This is a genomic window from Vibrio sp. ED002 (genome assembly GCF_023277445.1).
GTDB classification, from domain to species: domain Bacteria; phylum Pseudomonadota; class Gammaproteobacteria; order Enterobacterales; family Vibrionaceae; genus Vibrio; species Vibrio jasicida.
Window position 1 is genome coordinate 1,676,602 of sequence record NZ_CP080238.1, and the last position, 22,319, is coordinate 1,698,920.

The following is a 22,319-nucleotide window of genomic DNA, read 5'->3' on the forward strand; positions in this document are numbered from 1 at the left end:
TTTCTTCTTTTATAAAAAATTGGCATCAACGTCACTTTTCATCCTCATTTCGGATTATCTATCGTTATATCAATACAAATTTCGAAACGTGTGATTTAACGCAATACTACCACTTTAATACACTCCATTTTGCGCGCGCTAAAACGAAAAAAGCGCAAACTGATTTCTCAATTTGCGCTTTTGTGATCTTCTGTTTTACAACGATTCTATGGGCGGTAAACCTTCACGTTGTTGAAACCTTGCTCCTGCAAGTACAATGCCTGTAGACGGCTCATCACACCGCGGTCACAGTACAGAAGGTAAGTCTTAGATTGGTCTAAGTCTCCGAACTGAGTACCCAGCTTATAGAATGGAATGTGCTTAACGTCCACACCATCGATTTCTAGTGGGTTATCGTCTTCCTCTTCAGGGCTACGAATATCCAAAACGATAGCGTGCTCTTCTACAGCTTGAACCTGCTCTACTTCTGGTGCTGCTTGCTCAGACTCTTTTGCGATATCGCGAATGTCCATCACGCGAGCTTCTTGCACAACTTGCTCAAGAATCGCAAAGTCAAACTTCTCTTCTTCCGCGTTCAGTCTGCCTTTTACCGCTTTCACTGTTGGCTTCTTAGAGATAACACCACAGTACTCAGGCATCGTCTTAGCGAAGTCTTCAGTACCGATGTCACGCGCTAGGTTGATGATGTCTTCTTTATCCCAGTTGATAAGCGGACGAAGAATCAGGGTGTCAGTCACATTATCGATATGACGCAAGTTAGTCAGTGTTTGGCTTGATACTTGGCCTAGAGCTTCACCCGTAACCAATGCTTCGATCTTAAACTTCTCTGCCACCATACCAGCGGCACGCATGAACATGCGCTTCAAGATCACGCCCATTTGGCCGTCGTCGACTTTTTCTAGGATTTCAGCAACTACTGGTTCGAAATCAACAGAGATGAAGCGAACTTTTGCAGAAGAACCGTATTTGTTCCATAGGTAATGAGAAACCTGCTTAACGCCGATCTCGTGTGCTGGGCCACCTAGGTTAAAGAAACAGTAGTGAACTTTTGAACCACGCTTGATGTGCAGGTAACTTGAAACGCCAGAGTCGAAACCACCAGAGATCAGACTTAGTACGTCTTCTTGTGTACCTAGAGGGAAGCCGCCTAGGCCTTTGTGACGAGCCAACACTTGGTTTAGCTTGTCATTGGTTACTTCAACGTTAATCGTTACGTCTGGCTTGCTTAGCTTAACACGAGCACTTTCTACCGCTTGGTTAAGACCACCACCTACGTAACGCTCTAGTTCAATAGAAGTAAAATCATGTTTACCACGGCGTTTAGCACGCACGACGAAAGTCTTACCTTCGATCAGTGAACCGCTTAACTCCAACACTTGCTCGTAAATATCGTGCAAGTCTTTGAACTCAGTTTGCTTCACCTCAAGAACGTGGTGGATACCAGGGGTATGAGTCAGGACTTCTAAAACTTCAGCGTGAAACTCGTCACTCTCAGAGGTCACTTCAATGTGATCACGACGGTTGAATACCGCGACAGATTCCGTACGGCTCTTAACGATGTTACGAATGTTGCACTCTAAAATCTTTGTGAAGCGCTTACGCACAGATTCACTTTTTACAAAAATTTCTGGATGGGGCTTTACAATAAATTTCATAGTCTAGTTCGCAGGTTAGTTTCGCAATCAACAATGAGTGATACTCCGCACTAGGTGTTCATACGTAAAAATATCACGCATGTCACACTCAAACTTTTGAGCTCACTTTTAAAGGCGCAAGATTATACACCCAAGCGAAATGGAATGACAAAAAAAGCGAGCTTGACGCTCGCTTTAGTATAAGAATAAATACTCGGTTATTGAATTACCGGCACTTCTTCGCTGTAGAGTGGTTCACCTTGCATGATGCTGATTTCGACGCGGCGATTAAGCGCTCGGTTCGCATCCGAATCATTTGGTGCCAATGGCTCAGTGTCCGCCATACCACGCACGCGTAAGCGTTGATGCGAGAAGCCTCGTACTTTCTCCATTTCTTGAGCAACCGATACCGCTCGTTGCGACGACAGGTCCCAATTGGAGCGATACAGCTCAGAATCCAACGGTTGGTTATCCGTATGGCCAGAAACTCGTACGATGCCCGGTACATCTTTCACCAATTCCGCAATCTGACGCACCAGCGGTCTAAACTTCGGCTGGAGGAACGCAGAGCCTTCAGGGAATGCCCCTTTCTCTCGCATTCGAATCACGATCTGTTGCCCAAGGTTTTCGACCTCTATTGCCCCTTGCTCAATCTCACGCTCCAACGCTTTCTTGATACTTTCCATCAAGGTATCCATCTCTTGCGAGGTTTGCTCAGACTGCTGTTGTTGCATGTCTGATTCCGCTGATTGGTTGTTTTGCGTTGACGTTTCTGGTGATTGACCACCGGTTAACTTCCCTTGGTCACGCTTAGTGCCACCAGCTCGGTCAGATTCCCCTTCATGAAACTCCAACGTCTGCTGAGTGATGTCCATGGTCTGCTGCATGATGACATCAATCGGTGTTGGCTCTGGGCGACCTGGTCTGAACTCTTGCGCAATAATGCTGGTGCCTTTAGGTATGTCCTTAACCTCAAGTTGGTTCTGAACACCAAAAGCAAATTTCATAGAGCCAGCGATCTGTTTGAACTTCAGTACGTCCATTTCCGAGAACGAAAGTAACAATACGAAGAAACACATCAACAAGGACATCAAGTCAGCGAACGTCCCCATCCATTGGGGGAGGCCAGGTGGCGGACAATCACATTTGTTATCTTCATCCATTAGATGACCTCCAGATTACTCGTCAATCTCAAGGACGCGTTTGCCCTCGTTGAGGTAGTTCTTCAGATAGCTATCGATAACACGTGGGTTCTGACCATCTTGAATTGCGAGTACACCGTCCATAATCAAACGACGGTTGAGTGTTTCTTGATCACGGCGTAGTGAAAGCTTGTCCGCAATTGGGAAAAACACCATGTTAGAAAGAATTGCACCGTAAAGAGTGGTTAAAAGTGCAACGGCCATCGCAGGACCGATCGCTTTTGGATCATCCATATTTGAAAGCATGGCAACCAAACCAACCAAGGTACCGATCATACCCATTGCCGGAGCGACATCACCGAATGCTCGAAAAACACCCGTGCCTTGCGAGTGGCGCTCATCGGTCAGTGCAATGTCTTTTTGCAAAGCAGCACGCACCACATCCGCATCATGCCCATCCACCAGTAAGTCGATGCCCTTTTGCATGAAGCTATTATTAATCTCCATCTCTTCCAATGCTAGGAAGCCACCTTTACGCGCTGCGTCTGCCATTTCTACGATCTTAGCAATCAGATCTTCTGGCTCGTCCGATTTGAACATGAACGCTTTGCCCGCAATTTTGGTCGCGCCGAAGAATTGCCCCATGGTGAACTTCATCAATACTACAAACGTTGAACCACCAACGACGATTAGGATTGAGGTGACGTCTACGAACATGCCAATGCTGCCACCAAGCACCATCGCCATAATGACGAATGCAAAACCACCAATCAAACCTATTAGGGTTGCTAAATCCACAAAGCACTCCTCACGCTATACTCAAACATTGCCCAGTCAGGCGAATTATTACTTGTATCGACAACTAGAGCAGAATTTTTAGAAAAATCTTGGTTAATACATCACAAAAAGATCGTTAATACCTTAACTTATTAATGGTCTTCGTCTCATCAGACCCGTTGAACGCTAAATTTGTGACAATTATATAAGGTTAAATTTGACCAAGTTACTAGGCTAAGGTAACTTGCGTGCATTCTATTAGAGGCTTGATTAAGGCAGATAAAAGATGGCGGTTAAGAAACCAGAAAACATGACCTTTGAAGCAACCATCGATGAGCTAGACAGCTTGGTTGATCAACTAGAGAACGGTGACCTTGCTCTAGATGATGCTCTACGTAAATTTGAACGTGGCATTGCACTCGCTCGTGCTGGTCAAACGAAACTGAGCGACGCCGAACATCGCGTTAGCATTCTTCTAAGCGAAGATGATGAAGCACCACTGAGTGACTTCAACCCTGAGTCAGAATAATAAATCAGTAGTGAGCAATGTGATGCAAGAGACATTGACGTCTTATCAACAAAGAAATAACCAACAGTTAAATCAATGGCTTGAGCAATTACCTCATCAAGAACAGCCGTTGATTCAAGCCATGAAATACGGCCTACTCCTCGGCGGTAAACGTGTTCGTCCCTTCCTTGTTTACATCACTGGTCAAATGCTAGGTTGTGAACCTGAAGACCTAGATACGCCGGCTTCTGCGATTGAGTGTATCCATGCCTACTCTCTTATCCATGATGATCTACCTGCTATGGATGACGACGACCTGCGCCGTGGACAGCCGACTTGCCACATCAAATTTGATGAAGCGACAGCCATTCTGACCGGTGACGCACTGCAAACCCTCGCATTTACGATCCTTGCAGAAGGCGAACTGAATCCGAACGCAGAAAGCCACCGTATAAAGATGGTGCAAGCCCTTGCACAAAGTTCTGGTGCGAATGGCATGTGCGTTGGTCAAGCATTGGACTTAGGTGCAGAAAATCGTCGAGTGTCTCTCGCAGAATTGGAAGAAATTCATCGCAATAAGACTGGTGCACTGATTAACTGTGCCGTAAAACTAGGCGCACTTGCCGCTGGCGATAAGGGCCTAGACGTTATGCCTCACCTTGAGCGCTACTCTAGAGCGATCGGTCTGGCGTTTCAGGTTCAAGACGATATTCTTGATATAATTAGTGATACAGAAACATTGGGTAAGCCTCAAGGTTCAGACCAAGAGCTAAACAAGAGCACTTACCCATCTTTACTGGGGTTAGAGGGAGCAATGGAGAAAGCTCACACTCTGTTGAAAGAAGCACTTCAAGCATTGGAGGCAATCCCATACAATACTCAGTTACTCGAAGAGTTCGCCCGATATGTCATCGAGCGCAAGAACTAACACTATAAGCGCGCATTTATATGACTCTTGATATTTCAAAGTACCCAACACTGGCGTTAGCAAATACACCGGAAGAGTTGCGTCTTCTTCCGAAAGAAACATTGCCAACTTTGTGCGATGAATTACGCACGTATCTGCTAAATTCAGTGAGTCAGTCTAGCGGACATTTAGCGTCTGGCTTAGGCACAGTAGAGCTAACCGTTGCTCTGCATTATGTTTACAACACCCCAGTGGATCAATTGATCTGGGACGTGGGTCATCAGGCTTATCCACACAAAATTCTTACTGGCCGTCGTGACCAAATGCCAACCATCCGCCAAAAAGGCGGCCTTCACCCATTCCCATGGCGTGAAGAGAGCGAATACGACACGCTATCTGTTGGCCACTCATCGACTTCTATCAGTGCAGCGCTCGGTATGGCAATCAGTGCACAAAAAGAAGATGAAGGTCGAAAGGTGGTAAGTGTTATTGGTGATGGTGCAATCACAGCAGGTATGGCATTCGAGGCCATGAACCATGCTGGTGACGTTCATCCTGATATGCTAGTGATTCTAAACGACAACGAGATGTCGATTTCAGAAAACGTTGGCGCATTGAACAACCACCTTGCTAAAGTCCTTTCTGGTAGCTTATACACCTCTATCCGTGAAGGCGGGAAGAAAGTGCTGTCTGGCGTTCCTCCAATTAAAGAGTTGGTTCGTCGTACAGAAGAGCACCTTAAAGGCATGGTTGTTCCTGGCACATTATTCGAAGAGCTTGGTTTTAACTACATCGGTCCTATCGACGGTCACGATGTTAACGAGTTAGTCAAAACGCTGAAAAACATGCGTGAGCTGAAAGGCCCTCAATTCCTGCACATCATGACCAAGAAAGGCAAAGGTTATGAACCAGCAGAAAAAGATCCTATCGGCTACCATGGAGTTCCAAAGTTCGACCCATCACATAACAGTTTGCCGAAGAGCAGTGGCGGTAAACCGACCTTCTCTAAGATCTTTGGTGACTTCCTATGTGATATGGCCGCGCAAGATCCTAAGCTAATGGCTATTACGCCAGCGATGCGTGAAGGCTCTGGCATGGTTCGTTTCTCGAAAGAGTACCCAGAACAGTACTTTGATGTTGCAATTGCAGAGCAGCATGCTGTGACGCTAGCAACAGGCATGGCGATTGCCGGCGATCACCCGATCGTCGCTATCTACTCAACCTTCTTGCAGCGTGGCTACGATCAGTTAATCCACGACGTGGCGATCATGGATTTACCTGTCATGTTCGCTATCGACCGTGCAGGTCTGGTTGGCGCAGATGGTCAAACTCACCAAGGCGCGTTCGACCTTAGCTTCATGCGTTGTATCCCAAACATGTTGATCATGGCACCAAGTGATGAAAACGAATGTCGTCAAATGCTGTACACCGGTCATAAACACACTGGACCAAGTGCAGTTCGCTACCCTCGCGGCAGCGGCATGGGCACAGAAATCGAGCCAGAATTTACTGCACTTGAGATTGGTAAAGGCCGTGTTCTTCGTAAAGGCGAAAAAGTCGCGATTCTAAACTTCGGCACCTTCTTAGGTAACGCGCTAGAAGCGGCTGAAAATCTGGATGCAACCGTCGCAGACATGCGCTTCGTGAAACCACTTGATGAAGAATTGATTCGCCAGCTAGCGTCTGAGCACGATGTATTAGTCACGCTAGAAGAAAACGCAATTGCTGGCGGTGCGGGTGCGGGTGTGATTGAGTTTATGATGCAAGATAAGATCATCAAGCCTGTGCTAAATCTTGGCTTGCCTGATCGCTTTATTCCTCAAGGCACACAAGACGAACTTCATGAAGAACTTGGCTTAGACGCGAAGGGCATTGAGAAGTCGATCAACGAATATCTCGCGAAGTAAGTTAACGCAAACAAGCGCTAAAAGTAAACACCAAAAAGGGATGCCATGATGGCATCCCTTTTGTTTATCTGTCGATTGTTAAAGCGGTATGACTACATCCAACCTGCGTATTTCGCCACTAAGAACAGTGCGATACCCGCCATGATACCGGCCACGATATCATCAATCATGATACCCAAACCACCGTGAACACGTTTATCCAACCAGCCAATTGGCCATGGTTTTACCATGTCAAAGAAGCGGAACAAAATAAAACCAGTCAGCAACCACTTCCATTCCGTGACTGGGATATTTAGTGCTGGTACTAAGCTCATGGTGATCCAAAAGCCTGCAAACTCATCCCACACGATTGAGCCATGGTCATGAACCCCCATGTCATCTGATGTCACTTGGCAGATCTTAATACCAATAACACAAGAGATGAGTACTAATAAGACATACAGTGGGAAGGGTAACTGCGCCAGTAACAAGAATAACGGCACAGCTGCCAACGTCCCCATAGTTCCTGGAACCACTGGTGATAAGCCGCTACCAAAACCCGTTGCCAAAAGATGCCACGGGTTCTTTAATGAAATCAGAGAGAGGGGATTGGTCATTTCCTTAAACCTATACTGCTAGTTGGTTTCAATCTTAGGCTAGAGCCTAGCTCAGATTATCTAAAGTGGTCAAAGCCACTGAGTTCCCAATCAAGAGGTTGATTGTTGTCGTGCAGCTCAAACGTACCTTTTGGTCGAATTTGGCCAATGCACGTAAACTTACACCCAGCGTGCGACAACGCACTTTGCAATGAACCGTTGTTCTGCTCAGGCACAGTAAAGCACAATTCGTACTCTTCACCACTGGATAAAGCATACTGCTGTGCGCTTACCTTATCATCTAAAAATTGAACCAACTCTGAAGATATAGGCAGTTGGGACACATCTAAACTGACTCCAACATCAGAACGCTTAAGAATATGTTTGATATCAGAAATCAAGCCATCAGAAATATCAATTGCTGATGACGCTAACCCGACTAATGCTTGCCCAGCCAACACGCGTGGCGTACTGAGATAATGTGCTTTCTCTAACTCTGGGGCAGCTATTCGAGTGCGTAATGTGTTATCAAGAACGACATCCAGACCAGCTTTGGCATCACCAAGGTTACCTGTCACATACACCCAATCACCGACTTTTGCTCCAGAGCGAGTCAAAGCTTTGCCCTCTGGTACAAAGCCTTGCACCGTAAGCGTCAGGCTTAGTGGACCTTTGGTCGTATCGCCCCCAATAAGTTGAATACCAAAGTAATCAGCTAACTCAAAAAACGCATCACAAAAAGGGGCAAGCCATGCTTCATCTGGCTCTGGCATAGTTAACGCAAAGCTTACCCAAGCAGGTGTTGCACCCATTGCAGCTAAATCACTGATGTTTGACGCTAATGCTTTGTGCGCCACCCACGCAGGGTTAGCATCAGAAAGAAAGTGCGTGCCTGCCACCAGCGTATCGGTACTAATAGCAATTTGTACATTCGCAGGTGCTTTCACTAACGCACAATCGTCCCCCGCTGCTAGATGGACGTCTTTGCGCTGGCTTTGGCGTCCAACAAAGTATTTGTCGATAAGATTAAATTCACCAGACATAATTCACTTTCTTTTTGATGTAAAAGATTTTGATACAAAAAAGGTCAGCATGTGCTGACCTTTTTAATAAAGAAATCGTTATTTCTTACGTACGTGTGGCGCCGCTTTATCTAGCACACCATTCACAAATTTGTGGCTGTCTTCTGCCGCGAATACTTTTGCAAGTTCAATCGCTTCATTGATTACCACTTTGTAAGGAACATCTTCGCGACGAGTCATCTCGTACATAGCAAGGCGAAGAAGAGCAAGTTCCATCATGTCTAGATCCTGCATTGGACGAGACACGTATGGACGGATTTTGCAATCTAGCTCTGAGTGGCTAAGTACAACACCGCTTAGTAGTTCACGGAAGTAAGCTACGTCAGTTTCTGGAGCAGCAAGTGCTGGCTCAGATGCATGAAGTTCTTCTTCATCGTATTTGTCACCAGACAAAAACTGTTCTTCAATCGTGGCAACATTGTCTTTAGTAATTTGCCATGAGTAGATCGCCTGTAGAGCGAATTGACGTGCGTTACGACGTGCGGCTGGTTTCACACTGGCCCCCATTAGGAATCAATTTCAGATAATACGTTAATCATTTCAAGTGCGCTTAGTGCAGCCTCTGCACCTTTATTACCAGCCTTGGTTCCTGCGCGTTCAATCGCTTGATCGATAGTATCAACAGTCAGTACGCCAAACGCTACTGGAAGGCTGTATTCCAGAGAAACTTGTGCAAGACCCTTGTTACATTCACTACAAACATAGTCAAAGTGTGGTGTACCACCACGAATTACTGTACCTAGAGATACGATAGCATCGTACTTACCAGTTTTAGCAACTCGTTGAGCAACTAAAGGCAGTTCTACAGCACCAGGACAACGAACAACAGTGATGTTGTCTTCGCTTACTTGTCCGTGACGCTTTAGTGTATCGATCGCACCAGAAAGTAGGCTTTCGTTAATAAAACTGTTAAAACGAGAAATAACGATAGCAATTTTTGCATTTGGCGCTGGGAAGCCACCCTCGATCACTTTCATAAGCCTTCCTTTAACTCTATTTTTAAGTGAAAATTGTTCATCAAGTGAGAATCGCCGGATTCTATCACAAATTTGTGAGCAATATCTAATGGAAATTAGAGACGAGTCACCAAGCCCTAGCCGTTAGCAGAATAAGCCGAAACTTGGCTAGGGGGGAATCGTTCAGTTGTTATTCGCAGATGTATTCAACAACATTCAAGCCAAAGCCACCCAATGCATGGTACTTTTTGTTGGTTGAAGAAAGCAGACGCATATCGTGCACGCCAAGATCCGCCAAAATCTGAGAACCAACACCTACACGACGTGATGTCCCCTGCTTCTTAGCAAGAGTAGGTGCCTCGCCTTTGTCTTGCGATTCAAACATTTTTACACGATGAATAAGCAGATCGGTCGAGTCTTCATGACCAAGTACAACCAGAACACCCCCTTCTTCACCGATTCGCTTCATCGCTTTATCCAGCGTCCAACTGCGTTCTGCGTTACGATCACTGCGAAGCACATCGGTAAATACGTCTTGTAAGTGAACGCGAACTAACGGTGCATTCGCAGTTAAGTCACCTTTACACATCGCGTAATGTACTTGGTTATCAATCGTGTCTTTGTAAGTCACCAAAGTGAACTCACCAAATTCCGTTGGCAGTGCACACTCAGCAACGCGTTCAATCGTTGTTTCCGTGTTGTTGCGGTATTCGATAAGGTCTGCAATGGTACCTAGCTGTAAATCGTGTTTTTCAGCAAACACTTCAAGGTCCGGGCGACGCGCCATCGTGCCATCGTCGTTTAGGATCTCAACAATAACCGATGCTGGCTCTAGACCTGCAAGACGAGCCAAATCACAGCCGGCTTCTGTATGACCAGCGCGAGTTAGAACACCACCGTCTTGTGCTGCTAGAGGGAAGATATGGCCCGGTTGCACTAAGTCCGCCGCTTTTGCACTTGGCGCAACTGCCGCTTGTACAGTGCGAGCACGGTCAGCTGCAGAAATACCAGTGGTAACACCTTCAGCGGCTTCAATAGAAACCGTAAAGTTAGTGGTGTATTGCGCGTTGTTGTCTTGCACCATTGGTGGCAAGCCAAGGCTCTCACAACGAGTTTTTGTCATGGTTAGACAGATTAAGCCACGGCCATGCGTAGCCATAAAGTTGATAGCTTCCGGCGTAATGTGCTCGGCAGCCATGATCAAATCACCTTCATTCTCGCGGTCTTCATCATCCATTAGGATGACCATTTTGCCTGCGCGAATATCATCAATAATCTCTTGAGGCGTGCTGATAGGCATATTCTGTTTCCCGTTATTCAAAAATTTATTATTGCAGCAGCAATGCGTTTAACGTTTCGTTGAGTTACGTCTACTCGCTTTAGTCAGCAAAGCAGTTTGAAGCTAACCTTTATTAAGTCAATTAACCTGATAACGTTCTGTGATTGTGGTCGGTTTCGCTTACGCAAAACCATTTTGCTGCAAGAAGTCCATTGTAATACGTGATTCTTGCGGCTCTTCTTTTTGGCCTTGTAGCAAGCGCTCCATATAGCGAGCTAACACGTCTACTTCTAGGTTCACTTTACGGCCAACTTGGAACTGATCGATGGTTGTCTCTTCACTGGTGTGAGGAACAATCGTTAATTTAAATCCATTCTTACGTAGTTCGTTGACGGTCAGACTAATGCCATCCACTGTGATAGAGCCTTTTTCTGCCACGTACTTACAGATTTCCGCTGGCATCTCAACCCAGAACTCAATCGCACGGCCAACTTGATTACGCTCAACAATCACACCGACGCCATCAACGTGACCTGAAACGATATGACCGCCAAAACGAGTGGTCGGCAACATGGCTTTTTCTAGGTTCACTTTGTCGCCCACTTGATAAGCAGCAAAACCAGTTTTGTTCAGCGTTTCCAGTGACAAATCAGCACTGTAATAGTTACTACCGAAATCGACGACCGTTAAACATACGCCGTTAGTCGCAATGCTGTCGCCTAACTTAACGTCAGCCATATCCAATTTGCCTACTTCCACCGTCACGGTGATGTCTTCGCCTTTTGGCGTGATTGCAGTTAGTTTGCCAACTGCTTCTACAATTCCTGTAAACATAATGCTTCTTTCTAGCGTTGAATGCGTTTGACGGTTGCGGTGATGCGAATATCCACCCCCACCATTCGAACGTCGGTAATAGTTAAATCGATAACTTGTGCCATCTCGGTTAAACCAAGCGCGCCGATCAAGCCTCGTCCATCGCTCCCCATCAACTTAGGCGCGAGATAAACGATCAGTTCATCTACAAGGTTAGCTTCGATTAATGAACTCGCGAGTGTCGCTCCCGCTTCGACCCACAAGTGATTGATGTGACATTCGCTTGCCACGGCTTTCAATGTCGCAGCTAAGTCAACTTGATCGTTTTCAGTCAGTTTAGGGGCGATATCACCATCTTGACTGACAATAATACGCTCACCTTCTGTCTTGAATAGCTTTAAATCATTACGAAGCTGAGATTGGCGATCAAGTATGACTCGTGGAGGCTGACGAACATCAACCTGAGGGTATTGCGATTGTAGGCTTTTTGGCAAATCATCCCAGCGAACGTTCAATGAGGCATTGTCGTCAATCACTGTTTTGCTGGTAGAGAGAATACCACCGCTCATCGCACGATAGTGTTGAACATCTTGGCGAGCTTTTGGGGAGGTAATCCATTGGCTCTGTCCGTTACTCAACGCACTTTGCCCATCGAGGCTAGCTGCCATTTTCAACTGAACATAAGGCATGCCAGTTTGCATGAATTTGATAAAACCTTTGTTCAGCTCGATCGCATCGCTTTCCAACAAGCCAACGTGAACTTCTACCCCTGCATCACGCAGCATTTGAAAACCACGCCCTGCAACTTTCGGGTTTGGGTCTTCCATTGCGCAGACCACACGTGCAACCTTGGCTTTGATAAGTCCCTCAGCACACGGCGGTGTTCGCCCGTAGTGAGAGCAAGGCTCCAACGTCACATAAGCGGTCGCCCCTTCGGTTTTATCCCCAGCCATGCGCATTGCATGAACTTCGGCATGAGCTTCACCCGCGCGATGATGATGGCCTTCGCCAACAATCTCACCGTCACGGACAATAACGCAACCAACGTTGGGGTTAGGCGCTGTGGTATACATGCCGCGCTTCGCCAATTTCAGCGCACGCGACATCATTTCGAAATCTTGAGAGGTAAATACTGAAGAAGTGTTCTGTTGTTCCATGACTCAATCAGTCTTCTAGACGAGCAATTTCTTCGCCAAATTCACGGATATCTTCAAAGCTGCGGTAAACCGATGCAAAACGGATATAAGCAACTTTATCCAGCTCTTTCAATTGGCCCATAACTAGGTTACCAATCATCTCACTTGGCACTTCACGTTCACCTGTTGCACGCAGCTGCGATTTAATCATGCTGATTGCCAATTCGATAGAATCTGCACTCACTGGGCGTTTTTCTAGTGCGCGTTGAATGCCACCGACCATTTTGTCTTCATCAAACGGTTCACGGTTGCCGTTAGACTTAATCACTTTAGGCATCACCAACTCAGCCGTTTCAAACGTGGTAAAACGTTCGCTACAAGCTAAGCACTGGCGACGACGACGCACTTGATGGCCGTCAGCAACTAAGCGGGAATCAATTACTTTTGTATCGTTCTCAGAACAAAAAGGACAATGCATATCACCTCCAAATAGCGTGCGATTGGGTTCGTCCCAAAAGCAAGACTAGTGTAGCGGAATTGCTATGTTAGAGAAAACAAAAAGGGGCACTACTGCCCCTTTTTCAATCAATATCAAACGGTTTCTGTTAACTGCGTGCTAGGTAGTTTGCTTTACCAACCCATTTGTAGCTGGTGAGTTCTTCCAAACCCATTGGGCCACGTGCATGCAGTTTCTGAGTAGATACCGCCACTTCTGCCCCAAGACCAAACTGAGCACCGTCAGTAAAACGAGTTGAGGCATTCACGTAAACCGCAGCAGAACCAACAGAATTAATGAATAATTCCGAGTTAACCAAACTGTTGGTCATGATCGCATCTGAGTGGCTCGCGTTATGAACACGCATGTGGTCAATCGCCTCTTTTACGTCGGCAACCACTTTTACACCCAGCGTGTAACTTAGCCATTCAGTATCAAAGTCACCTTCCACTGCATCACGAATTTGTGTTGCTTGAGCCATCAGTACTTTTGCCTTTGGTTCTGTCACGAAGGTCACTTTATCGCTCATGCGCTCTACGATCATTGATAGGAATTGCGCCGCAACATCTTCATGTACGAGCAAAGTATCTAGCGAGTTACATGCTGAAGGGCGTTGAACTTTTGAATTCTCAACAACGTTCAACGATTTTTCTAGATCCGCTGACTCATCAACAAAAATATGGCTGATACCAAAACCACCGATGATCACTGGAATGGTGCTGTTCTCTTTACACATCTTGTGTAAGCCAGCGCCGCCACGTGGAATGATCATATCAACGTAATCGTCTAGCTTAAGGAGTTGAGAAACCAACTCACGATCTGGCTTTTCAATATATTGAACGGAAGCCGCCGGCAAGTTCGCTTTCGCTAGAGCCGATTGGATAACCTTTACCAATTCCATATTGGAAAAGAGCGTCTCTTTACCACCACGTAGGATGCTTGCATTACCTGTTTTTAGACATAGAGCAGCAATATCGATAGTTACGTTTGGACGCGCTTCGTAAATCACACCAACCACACCCAGTGGTACACGACGACGGGACAGAGACATGCCATTTTCTAGCACTTTGCTGTCGATTTCACTGCCTACAGGATCGTTTAGGCTGATCACGTTACGAACGTCATTAGCGATACCAGTAAGGCGCTCTTCATTTAATAGAAGACGGTCTAGTAGTGCATCTGTTAGACCCGCTTCGCGACCTAATTCGATGTCTTTTGCGTTTGCAGCCAAAATAGTTGCCGCATTCGCTTCTAGCTCATCAGCGATGATCGCTAGTGCTTGGTTTTTTTGTGCGGTTGACGCTGTCGCCAATTCGAAAGCTGCATCTTTGGCAGCTTTACCCATATTCGTTAAATCCACTTTGCTTCCCTCAATATCTATTCTTGGATGACGACAAGATCATCACGGTGAATCACTTCTGAGCCGTAATCATGACCCAAAATAGAGATGATATCTTTACTGTGTTTACCGGCAATGTTTGCTAGGTCTTCGCTTGAGTAGGCGCTGATACCACGTGCCACCAGCTTGCCTTGTGCGTTGGTCACGCGAGCCACTTCACCACGAGCAAAATCACCACTTACCTTAATCACGCCTTTTGCAAGTAGACTACTGCCCTTACCGACAACCGCGCTAACTGCACCATCATCAATAATGATATCACCGGATGCAGCAGGGCCCGCTAGGATCCAGCGCTTGCGGTTTTCTAGCGCTTCTTCACAAGGAAGGAAACGCGTCCCTTGTGGCTCTGAGCTCAATGAGTCAAAAATAACATTTGGTGCGCTGCCCGCAGCGATGATCACCTCAATGCCTGCACGGCGAGCGATGTCTGCCGCCTGAAGCTTGGTTGCCATGCCGCCAGTACCTAGCGTTGTGCCGCTACCACCCGCAATTTTGCGCAAAGTATCATCAATGGTTTTCACTTCTTTGATCAATTCGGCATTTGGATCTTTACGAGGGTCTGCGGTAAACAAACCTTTTTGGTCTGTTAGCAGCAGTAATTTGTCTGCACCACACAAAATCCCCACCAAAGCAGACAAATTGTCGTTATCGCCCACTTTGATCTCGTTCGTTGCTACCGCGTCATTTTCGTTCACGATAGGAATAATGTCGTTTGCAACCAGAGCATTGATGGTGTCACGCGCGTTAAGAAAACGCTCGCGATCATCCAAATCAGCACGAGTTAGCAACATCTGACCAATTTTGATGCCATAAATGCCAAACAGAGACTCCCATGTTTGAATCAGACGGCTTTGGCCCACTGCAGCAAGCAATTGTTTGCTCGCCATTTCGTTGGGCAATGCGGGGTATCCAAGATGCTCACGGCCTGCTGCAATTGCACCAGACGAAACCATTACGACTGAATGGCCTTGTTTTTTTAGTTCAGCACATTGACGAGCCAGCTCTACCATGTGAGCACGGTTTAACGCCAAAGTGCCGCCTGTCAGCACACTTGTACCCAGTTTCACAACGACGGTTTGTGATTGTGAAATAACTGCATTCTGTTGATTCGTTGTCATGATGTCTTCTGAAATGAAAAACAAATAAAGAGTGGATGTTTTAGCAATCAAATGGGGATTTAACAAGCAGAAAAGGTGCGAAAACGCACCTTTTTGTCTTATAGAGGAAGAAAACAGCCAAATTAGGCGAAATCAAACGATTCTGTGTGATATTCCACTTCCAGTTTGAAATGCTCAGCCAGCGTATCTACTAGCTTCTGATGAAAGGTACTCTGGGTGAGGTAAACCTCTTCAGTCACCTTATTCGGTAATGGCTCTGAGGTCCAATCCCCTTCTTTGTTGTATTTACCAATATGGTATTTTGCAGTAAAGCCACCTTCGATGGACTCCAAGTCCATCCACCATCCCCAAAATTCACGTTTTTCTGGCGACTTTTTGTCGTCTACACAAACAGATAGACAGTCAAAATAGTAGTGGCCTTCTTGTGATTGTGGTTCGCGCAGGTAAGGACCTATCGCCTTTAACTTAGACATCAAGCGAAAGTGAGTCGGCCCTTGAGTCGTCTCTGACATAAGAATCTCCGTTTCCATAGTAAGGATATTTAGCTATCCAAGAATGATTATTATTTTTTATTATCATGAGCTTATTTTTTGCTCACATATATCACTCTTAACTAAATTAGGAGATTTGTCATCTTAATAATTCCTCCTCCAACCACTTTATGGCCAAATCGAGGGATTGCTCATAACCTTTTGTAATTGTTTTGGAACTGATTTTCTTTGCTTGACCATAGTGACTAAACAGCGCTACCAACTGGTTGTCACTGTGTGGGGAAACAGGATCCCCCTCCAAACTCAAAGCCAAAATAGGTACCTTGGTTTTACGACTGCTTAAGAACCCTTGTACTTTCAACGACCACGCCATCATCTGCCCAGCCATGCTATTGATGTCCACGGCGTTCTTACCTAAACGAGACGCCAGTAGATCTAGGTACATCTTCGGCATCTGCTGCAGCTTCTTCGGTGAGGTAAACAAATCATGTACAGGTGCACCGAGCGCCACACACGCTTTGATCTTCTCTTGTTCAACGAATGAAAGACGGATCATAGCATTGCCACCAAAGCGGAAACCAATCAATCCCACTTTGTAATGATCGACCCAAGGCAGTTTGTACAGCTCATTCAATACCGCTTGATGCAAACAACTAGAATCTTCCGTTAATGGCCAATGGGAGCTATGACCCACTGACGGCATGTCGATGGTCAACATTGCGATGTCTTTAGGCGCTAAATGATTGCGGAACAAACGCCACATGTCTGTTTGCAAGCTGTCCAAACCCGCACTCACCATCACAACGGGCAATTGCTTGTCCGTACGTGGTAAGTGTAAGTTCGCGATGATCTTGCGCTTTTGATAAGGCACTTCGATCTGTTTGATCGTGTATTGCGTTTTCTCAGAGCCTTCGTTGTAAGCTTTATTGGCCAACACTTGAGCTTGAGTCGCAAGGTTATCGTTCTTCAAATGTGGGTAGCCAGCAATACTGAAACACAGCGAAGCGGAAAACAACTCATCCGCCGCATCTTCACCTTTCAATTCGGTTGAACGGCGTTGGTGTTCCATCCCAAGCTTTATCCACTCAAACGTCCAGTTACCGCCGTGATAACCCATCACTGTATCTAACCACTTATCTTCCGTACGCGAATGTTTCGACGACGCAATTTTAGACAGTGTACTTTCCATCTCGATTGGAGATAAACCCTGCCAAGTCCACTGCAAACGTCTTAAGTGTCGATACCACGCACGATCATCTTGCCCTTCTCGCTCATCAAGAATTGTTTGGCTGGTAGGCATGTATTGAGTAAGTGCAGAGGTTTCTTTCGCCTGCTTGTGCTTAACAAACAAGGTTTCTGAGAGGTTTTTACTGACGTCTTCTGACATAGGAAGAACTCTAAGCTATTGGCAATTGCTGTAATAATAATAAAAAAAATGCCCCTATAAAGGGGCATTTCTCAATATTCTTGGTGCAAACTTATTTTTGCTTACGATTTACTGGCTCAGCAAACTGGATAGACATATCCCAAGGTTGCTCGATCCAAGTGTCTTGAGCGATGTCTACTACGTAATCGTCTAGTAGCTCAACACCTGCAGGCTTAGCACATACTGCGATAAGCTTCGCTTTCGGGTACATTTCACGTAACTTGCGTGCTGTGTCACCGCTATCTACTAGGTCTTCAACGATTAGGAAACCTTCGCCGTCACCTTCTGGTGCTTTAACTACTGTCATATCACGCTGGTGATCGTGGTCGTAGCTAGAGATACAAATAGTATCAACGTGACGAATACCCAGTTCACGCGCTAGGATTGCACCAGGAACTAGGCCACCACGGCTTACCGCCCAAATACCTTTCCATTGCTCAGCTGGCATTTGTTTCTCAGCCAGTTCACGGCAGTAAGACTGCATCGCATCCCAAGTGATAATGAATTTTTTACTCATTGTAATAACCTAATAATTTCAAAATATGCATCCCCTCTGTCTAGCTGATGGCGCTGAAATGGACTCATCTCGCTAAACTTTCCACACCAGAGGAAATGGGGGTTTCAAGCTACGCAAACGATTATTCTACCGAAACACATCGTTAATACCAACGCTGATATCAAAATTCTCTGCCTATTACGCAGAAAAATCGTATTCGGTGAACAATACAAAATGGAGAAGTGGATGAATTACTTTAAAAATTATCCACAAACAAAAAGCCAGTGTGAATCGAGTTCGCACTGGCTTTTTTCAATCGTTGGAATTAACCGACCATGTATTTCACAATGAAGATAGCAGACATCACCCACACACTCATCGATACTTCACGGCCTTTACCACTGAACAGTTTAATAGCAGCGTAAGCGATGAAACCTAGCGTGATACCTTCTGCAATCGAGAAAGTAAGAGGCATTACCAAACAAGTAACCACAACTGGCGCAGCTTCTGTGAGGTCACGCCAGTCGATGCCAACAAGACCAGAAAGCATTAGGATCGCTACATAGAATAGCGCACCAGATGTTGCGTAAGCTGGAATCATACCTGCTAGTGGCGAGAACAACAGAGCCAGAAGGAACAATACGCCAACAACCACAGCCGTTAGACCAGTACGACCGCCTGCTGCTACACCAGAAACACTCTCAATGTATGACGTCGTGTTAGATGTACCTAGTAGAGCACCTACTGATGTTGCTGTTGAGTCAGCAAGTAGCGCTTTGTTTAGACGTGGAATGTTGCCGTTTTCGTCAGTTAGACCTGCTTTCTGTGAAACGCCAACTAGCGTGCCCGCAGTGTCGAACAAGTCAACGAATAGGAAAGCAAATACGACCGAGATCATGCCAACTTCGAACAGACCAGAGAAGTCTAGCTGCATGAAGGTTGGTGCGATGCTTGGTGGTGTCGACATGATGCCGCCCCATTGAACGTCACCAAAGATAAGACCAAGAATTGTCACACCCAAAATGGCGATCATAACCGCACCTTTCACACCACGGTGAACCAGCGCGATAGTCATAAAGAAGCCGATAGCCGCAAGTACAGATGGTAGCGAAGTGATGTTACCCATTGAAACTAGCGTTGCTGGGTTATCTACTACGATGCCGGCATTTTTCAGTGCGATGAACGCAAGGAACAGACCGATACCTGCAGAGATACCTGTACGAAGAGAAAGCGGAATTGAGTTAATGATCCACTCACGGATCTTGAACACACTCAACACAATAAATAGTAGACCCGACACAAATACTGCTGCTAGCGCGACTTGCCACGTATAACCCATACCCAACACAACAGAGTAGGTAAAGAACGCGTTTAGGCCCATACCTGGAGCCTGAGCGATTGGGTAGTTTGCTACTAAGCCCATGATGAAACAGCCAATAGCCGCAGCAAGACACGTCGCAACGAACACAGCACCACGATCCATACCAGTATCTGCAAGGATTGCTGGGTTTACGAAGATAATGTAAGCCATGGTTAAGAAGGTAGTAACACCTGCGATGATCTCAGTGCGCACATTGGTGCCATTTTCACTAAGTTTGAATAGCCTTTCGAGCATGATCGAATCCTGTAAAGGGTAAAAAGTAAACGGTTGCGTAATCGATTGGCTCGAATTATAAAGTTATCAAATAACAAATTCCAGATAGAATTTTCACTCTAATGCGATTTTTTTCTTTGGATATGAAACCGATTCGCTAGCGTTTCAAACGCGATTAAAATTTAAAGCTTAATAAACAATAACTAACAATTAAGGCATTCAAGTAAGACAACGAGTGCAAACTGAACAATGTATTAAACTTTCAAACAGAAACATGGAGTTTTGAGCGTAAAACACTCACGAATTTGGTTAGCAAATGAAATAAGTTGGAGAAGCAAACCTAGAATAGGTGCTTAGCGGTGAGAAATCAGTCAACGTTCAGGATCGAGAGATAAAAAAACGCCACTCAATTTGAGTGGCGGTGAATCATGTCAGCACTATGCACTGAAAAAAAATTCCAATTTATAGGGGTGAACAAATTTGTTCGAGTCACATGCGTTGGCTTCAATTAGTAACCAAAGCTTGTTGGGTATACAAAGTTACCGGTGTAAACAGATTTGCTGTTCCAGAACATTGCACTTGGTAAACCTTTCATAAATATCACCTTCTAAATCAATTAATACTGTTAATTTGGTTGATTTCTCGGTTCCTTGGAGGCGACAAACGGACTCATCCTTTGAGCATTTCATTCTTCTCTCAGAAGCTGGTTACAAATATACCACCAAGAAATTTAATTACAAGCATTTTAGTGACAGAAATCACAAAACATTGATAAATTGATCTTCATCAAGAATTAACTGTAATTAAATTACACTTTAGTAAATTGAAAAATAACCAATCTTATAATTGATACTAATTGAGTTGCATTCGTGTATTTCTGTGTGTCCATAAACTGTGACAGTTCAAGGGCAAATCCTTTTATCCACATCTACTAGTAGCGCCCTTCTGGTGGTATGCTGAAAACAATTCAAAGCCGAAACCGGATTAGCATTTACTGCTAAACACTTATTAAATTCACGGTTTATATTTGGCAAAGCACATCAAAAGGAGTCCTCCGTGTCTGAATTCCATTCTGAAATCAGTACCTTATCACCTGCTCCACTTTGGCAGTTTTTCGATAAGATTTGTTCAATCCCTCACCCTTCTAAACATGAAGAGGCACTAGCTCAGTACATTGTGACTTGGGCAACAGAGCAGGGATTTGACGTACGCCGCGATCCAACTGGCAACGTATTTATCAAAAAGCCAGCAACACCGGGTATGGAAAACAAGAAAGGCGTGGTTCTTCAAGCGCACATCGACATGGTGCCGCAAAAGAACGAAGATACTGATCACGACTTCACTAAAGATCCTATCCAACCATACATCGATGGTGAGTGGGTAACAGCGAAAGGAACAACACTAGGTGCTGACAACGGCATTGGTATGGCTTCTTGTCTTGCAGTTCTCGCTTCTACTGAAATCAAACACGGCCCAATTGAAGTTCTGCTAACGATTGATGAAGAAGCTGGCATGACTGGCGCATTCGGTCTTGAAGCGGGTTGGTTAGAAGGTGACATTCTTCTAAACACAGACTCAGAACAAGAAGGCGAAGTCTACATGGGCTGTGCTGGCGGTATCGACGGCGCAATGACATTCGATATCACGCGTGATGCAATCCCTGCAGGCTTTGTAACTCGTCAGCTTACACTGAAAGGTCTGAAAGGTGGTCACTCTGGTTGTGACATCCACACTGGTCGTGGTAACGCAAACAAACTTGTAGGTCGTTTCCTAGCGGGTCACGCACAAGAATTAGATCTTCGTCTTGTAGAGTTCCGTGGTGGTAGCCTACGTAACGCTATCCCTCGTGAAGCCTTCGTTACGGTTGCTCTACCAGCAGAAAATCAAGATAAACTAGCAGACCTGTTCAACTTCTACTCTGAGTTACTAAAAACTGAGCTTGGCAAGATTGAAACAGATATCGTCACTTTTAACGAAGAAGTTGTAACAGATGCACAAGTGTTTGCCGTTGCAGACCAACAACGTTTCATCGCTGCATTGAATGCTTGTCCAAACGGCGTAATGCGCATGAGTGACGAAGTTGAAGGTGTGGTTGAAACGTCACTTAACGTTGGTGTTATCACAACAGAAGAGAACAAAGTAACCGTACTTTGCCTAATTCGCTCACTGATCGACTCAGGTCGTAGCCAAGTTGAAGGCATGCTTCAATCAGTAGCAGAGCTAGCTGGCGCGCAAATCGCGTTCTCTGGCGCTTACCCAGGTTGGAAACCAGATGCAGACTCAGAAATCATGGCAATTTTCCGTGATATGTACGAAGGCATCTACGGTCACAAGCCGAACATCATGGTTATCCACGCAGGTCTTGAGTGTGGTCTATTTAAAGAACCTTACCCGACTATGGACATGGTTTCTTTCGGCCCAACCATCAAATTCCCTCACTCTCCAGATGAGAAAGTGAAGATTGATACCGTTCAATTGTTCTGGGATCAAATGGTTGCACTTCTAGAAGCTATTCCAGAAAAAGCGTAATCTTAACCAGATACGACAAATACGAAAAAGGGTGCCGAGGCACCCTTTTTTTAT

The 22,319-nt window shown here is 45.5% G+C and carries 21 protein-coding genes; 4 read left to right on the forward strand and 17 right to left on the reverse strand.

The features are described 5' to 3' along the window. Window positions 1-206: 206 nt before the first annotated feature. The 3 genes from thiI to pomA all read right to left on the reverse strand — a co-directional run bounded on the left by thiI (window position 207) and on the right by pomA (window position 3,574). A complete protein-coding gene (thiI, locus tag ITG12_RS07780; protein WP_038865418.1) occupies window positions 207-1,655 on the reverse strand; it encodes a tRNA uracil 4-sulfurtransferase ThiI in 1,449 nt (482 codons plus the stop codon). 197 nt (window positions 1,656-1,852) lie between these two features. After that, window positions 1,853-2,797 (reverse strand): flagellar motor protein MotB, encoded by a 945-nt coding sequence (locus tag ITG12_RS07785; protein ID WP_005440148.1) that lies wholly within the window; start codon window positions 2,795-2,797, stop codon window positions 1,853-1,855. A gap of 15 nt (window positions 2,798-2,812) precedes the next feature. Beyond that, window positions 2,813-3,574: a flagellar motor protein PomA gene (gene pomA, locus ITG12_RS07790; RefSeq protein WP_038865419.1), complete on the reverse strand. Its 762-nt coding sequence runs from the start codon at window positions 3,572-3,574 to the stop codon at window positions 2,813-2,815. A 265-nt stretch (window positions 3,575-3,839) separates the two neighbouring features. Between pomA and xseB the strand changes: the two genes are divergently transcribed. Genes xseB through dxs form a run of 3 tightly spaced genes read left to right on the forward strand, consistent with a single transcriptional unit; the run spans window position 3,840 to window position 6,875 of the window. Further along, complete coding sequence (xseB, locus tag ITG12_RS07795) at window positions 3,840-4,082, forward strand: exodeoxyribonuclease VII small subunit (protein ID WP_038865420.1); 243 nt, start codon at window positions 3,840-3,842, stop codon at window positions 4,080-4,082. Between the two features lie 22 nt (window positions 4,083-4,104). Continuing rightward, on the forward strand, window positions 4,105-4,989 hold the full coding sequence (ispA, locus tag ITG12_RS07800) for a (2E,6E)-farnesyl diphosphate synthase (protein ID WP_248873920.1): 885 nt from the start codon (window positions 4,105-4,107) through the stop codon (window positions 4,987-4,989). 20 nt (window positions 4,990-5,009) lie between these two features. Then, complete coding sequence (dxs, locus tag ITG12_RS07805; protein ID WP_248873921.1) at window positions 5,010-6,875, forward strand: 1-deoxy-D-xylulose-5-phosphate synthase; 1,866 nt, start codon at window positions 5,010-5,012, stop codon at window positions 6,873-6,875. Window positions 6,876-6,967: 92 nt separating this feature from the next. Here dxs and pgpA read toward each other — a convergent pair whose 3' ends face one another. From pgpA to ITG12_RS07875, 14 genes are all read right to left on the reverse strand, one after another. After that, a complete protein-coding gene (pgpA, locus tag ITG12_RS07810; protein WP_045404913.1) occupies window positions 6,968-7,471 on the reverse strand; it encodes a phosphatidylglycerophosphatase A in 504 nt (167 codons plus the stop codon). Window positions 7,472-7,527: 56 nt separating this feature from the next. After that, window positions 7,528-8,493, reverse strand: coding sequence for a thiamine-phosphate kinase (gene thiL / locus ITG12_RS07815; RefSeq protein WP_038875571.1), 966 nt, complete (start codon window positions 8,491-8,493; stop codon window positions 7,528-7,530). Between the two features lie 78 nt (window positions 8,494-8,571). Continuing rightward, window positions 8,572-9,039, reverse strand: a complete 468-nt coding sequence (gene nusB, locus ITG12_RS07820) for a transcription antitermination factor NusB (protein WP_038865428.1) — start codon at window positions 9,037-9,039, stop codon at window positions 8,572-8,574. Continuing rightward, window positions 9,039-9,509 (reverse strand): 6,7-dimethyl-8-ribityllumazine synthase, encoded by a 471-nt coding sequence (gene ribE / locus ITG12_RS07825; protein WP_005440184.1) that lies wholly within the window; start codon window positions 9,507-9,509, stop codon window positions 9,039-9,041. Before ribE ends, nusB begins: the two co-directional genes overlap by 1 nt. Before the next feature lie 169 nt (window positions 9,510-9,678). Continuing rightward, on the reverse strand, window positions 9,679-10,788 hold the full coding sequence (gene ribBA, locus ITG12_RS07830; RefSeq protein WP_248873922.1) for a bifunctional 3,4-dihydroxy-2-butanone-4-phosphate synthase/GTP cyclohydrolase II: 1,110 nt from the start codon (window positions 10,786-10,788) through the stop codon (window positions 9,679-9,681). Window positions 10,789-10,947: 159 nt separating this feature from the next. Continuing rightward, window positions 10,948-11,601, reverse strand: a complete 654-nt coding sequence (locus ITG12_RS07835) for a riboflavin synthase (protein ID WP_248873923.1) — start codon at window positions 11,599-11,601, stop codon at window positions 10,948-10,950. Between the two features lie 11 nt (window positions 11,602-11,612). Beyond that, window positions 11,613-12,737 (reverse strand): bifunctional diaminohydroxyphosphoribosylaminopyrimidine deaminase/5-amino-6-(5-phosphoribosylamino)uracil reductase RibD, encoded by a 1,125-nt coding sequence (gene ribD, locus ITG12_RS07840; RefSeq protein WP_042602618.1) that lies wholly within the window; start codon window positions 12,735-12,737, stop codon window positions 11,613-11,615. 7 nt (window positions 12,738-12,744) lie between these two features. Next, window positions 12,745-13,194: a transcriptional regulator NrdR gene (nrdR, locus tag ITG12_RS07845; protein ID WP_038865435.1), complete on the reverse strand. Its 450-nt coding sequence runs from the start codon at window positions 13,192-13,194 to the stop codon at window positions 12,745-12,747. Window positions 13,195-13,321: 127 nt separating this feature from the next. After that, window positions 13,322-14,572, reverse strand: a complete 1,251-nt coding sequence (locus tag ITG12_RS07850) for a glutamate-5-semialdehyde dehydrogenase (protein WP_248873924.1) — start codon at window positions 14,570-14,572, stop codon at window positions 13,322-13,324. Between the two features lie 17 nt (window positions 14,573-14,589). Further along, window positions 14,590-15,729, reverse strand: coding sequence for a glutamate 5-kinase (proB, locus tag ITG12_RS07855; RefSeq protein ID WP_061036064.1), 1,140 nt, complete (start codon window positions 15,727-15,729; stop codon window positions 14,590-14,592). A gap of 122 nt (window positions 15,730-15,851) precedes the next feature. After that, window positions 15,852-16,241, reverse strand: a complete 390-nt coding sequence (gene crl / locus ITG12_RS07860; protein WP_038865441.1) for a sigma factor-binding protein Crl — start codon at window positions 16,239-16,241, stop codon at window positions 15,852-15,854. 118 nt (window positions 16,242-16,359) lie between these two features. Next, window positions 16,360-17,607, reverse strand: coding sequence for an esterase FrsA (gene frsA, locus ITG12_RS07865; RefSeq protein ID WP_042602617.1), 1,248 nt, complete (start codon window positions 17,605-17,607; stop codon window positions 16,360-16,362). Between the two features lie 91 nt (window positions 17,608-17,698). Continuing rightward, on the reverse strand, window positions 17,699-18,163 hold the full coding sequence (tet(34), locus tag ITG12_RS07870) for an oxytetracycline resistance phosphoribosyltransferase domain-containing protein Tet(34) (protein ID WP_005440202.1): 465 nt from the start codon (window positions 18,161-18,163) through the stop codon (window positions 17,699-17,701). A 304-nt stretch (window positions 18,164-18,467) separates the two neighbouring features. Next, on the reverse strand, window positions 18,468-19,757 hold the full coding sequence (locus tag ITG12_RS07875; RefSeq protein ID WP_038865443.1) for an NCS2 family permease: 1,290 nt from the start codon (window positions 19,755-19,757) through the stop codon (window positions 18,468-18,470). A 1,035-nt stretch (window positions 19,758-20,792) separates the two neighbouring features. On the opposite strand from ITG12_RS07875, the gene ITG12_RS07880 reads away from it, so the two are divergent. Further along, window positions 20,793-22,265, forward strand: a complete 1,473-nt coding sequence (locus ITG12_RS07880; protein ID WP_248873925.1) for an aminoacyl-histidine dipeptidase — start codon at window positions 20,793-20,795, stop codon at window positions 22,263-22,265. The last annotated feature ends 54 nt before the right edge of the window (window positions 22,266-22,319 follow it).

What these genes read in the sequence shown, in the direction of transcription:
- thiI (WP_038865418.1), bottom strand. Translation starts at nt 1,655, where the DNA reads ATGAAATTTATTGTAAAGCCCCATCCAGAAATTTTTGTAAAAAGTGAA.
- ITG12_RS07785 (WP_005440148.1), bottom strand. Translation starts at nt 2,797, where the DNA reads ATGGATGAAGATAACAAATGTGATTGTCCGCCACCTGGCCTCCCCCAA.
- xseB (WP_038865420.1), top strand. Translation starts at nt 3,840, where the DNA reads ATGGCGGTTAAGAAACCAGAAAACATGACCTTTGAAGCAACCATCGAT.
- ispA (WP_248873920.1), top strand. Translation starts at nt 4,105, where the DNA reads ATGCAAGAGACATTGACGTCTTATCAACAAAGAAATAACCAACAGTTA.
- dxs (WP_248873921.1), top strand. Translation starts at nt 5,010, where the DNA reads ATGACTCTTGATATTTCAAAGTACCCAACACTGGCGTTAGCAAATACA.
- pgpA (WP_045404913.1), bottom strand. Translation starts at nt 7,471, where the DNA reads ATGACCAATCCCCTCTCTCTGATTTCATTAAAGAACCCGTGGCATCTT.
- thiL (WP_038875571.1), bottom strand. Translation starts at nt 8,493, where the DNA reads ATGTCTGGTGAATTTAATCTTATCGACAAATACTTTGTTGGACGCCAA.
- nusB (WP_038865428.1), bottom strand. Translation starts at nt 9,039, where the DNA reads ATGGGGGCCAGTGTGAAACCAGCCGCACGTCGTAACGCACGTCAATTC.
- ribE (WP_005440184.1), bottom strand. Translation starts at nt 9,509, where the DNA reads ATGAAAGTGATCGAGGGTGGCTTCCCAGCGCCAAATGCAAAAATTGCT.
- ribBA (WP_248873922.1), bottom strand. Translation starts at nt 10,788, where the DNA reads ATGCCTATCAGCACGCCTCAAGAGATTATTGATGATATTCGCGCAGGC.
- ITG12_RS07835 (WP_248873923.1), bottom strand. Translation starts at nt 11,601, where the DNA reads ATGTTTACAGGAATTGTAGAAGCAGTTGGCAAACTAACTGCAATCACG.
- ribD (WP_042602618.1), bottom strand. Translation starts at nt 12,737, where the DNA reads ATGGAACAACAGAACACTTCTTCAGTATTTACCTCTCAAGATTTCGAA.
- nrdR (WP_038865435.1), bottom strand. Translation starts at nt 13,194, where the DNA reads ATGCATTGTCCTTTTTGTTCTGAGAACGATACAAAAGTAATTGATTCC.
- proB (WP_061036064.1), bottom strand. Translation starts at nt 15,729, where the DNA reads ATGACAACGAATCAACAGAATGCAGTTATTTCACAATCACAAACCGTC.
- crl (WP_038865441.1), bottom strand. Translation starts at nt 16,241, where the DNA reads ATGTCAGAGACGACTCAAGGGCCGACTCACTTTCGCTTGATGTCTAAG.
- frsA (WP_042602617.1), bottom strand. Translation starts at nt 17,607, where the DNA reads ATGTCAGAAGACGTCAGTAAAAACCTCTCAGAAACCTTGTTTGTTAAG.
- ITG12_RS07875 (WP_038865443.1), bottom strand. Translation starts at nt 19,757, where the DNA reads ATGCTCGAAAGGCTATTCAAACTTAGTGAAAATGGCACCAATGTGCGC.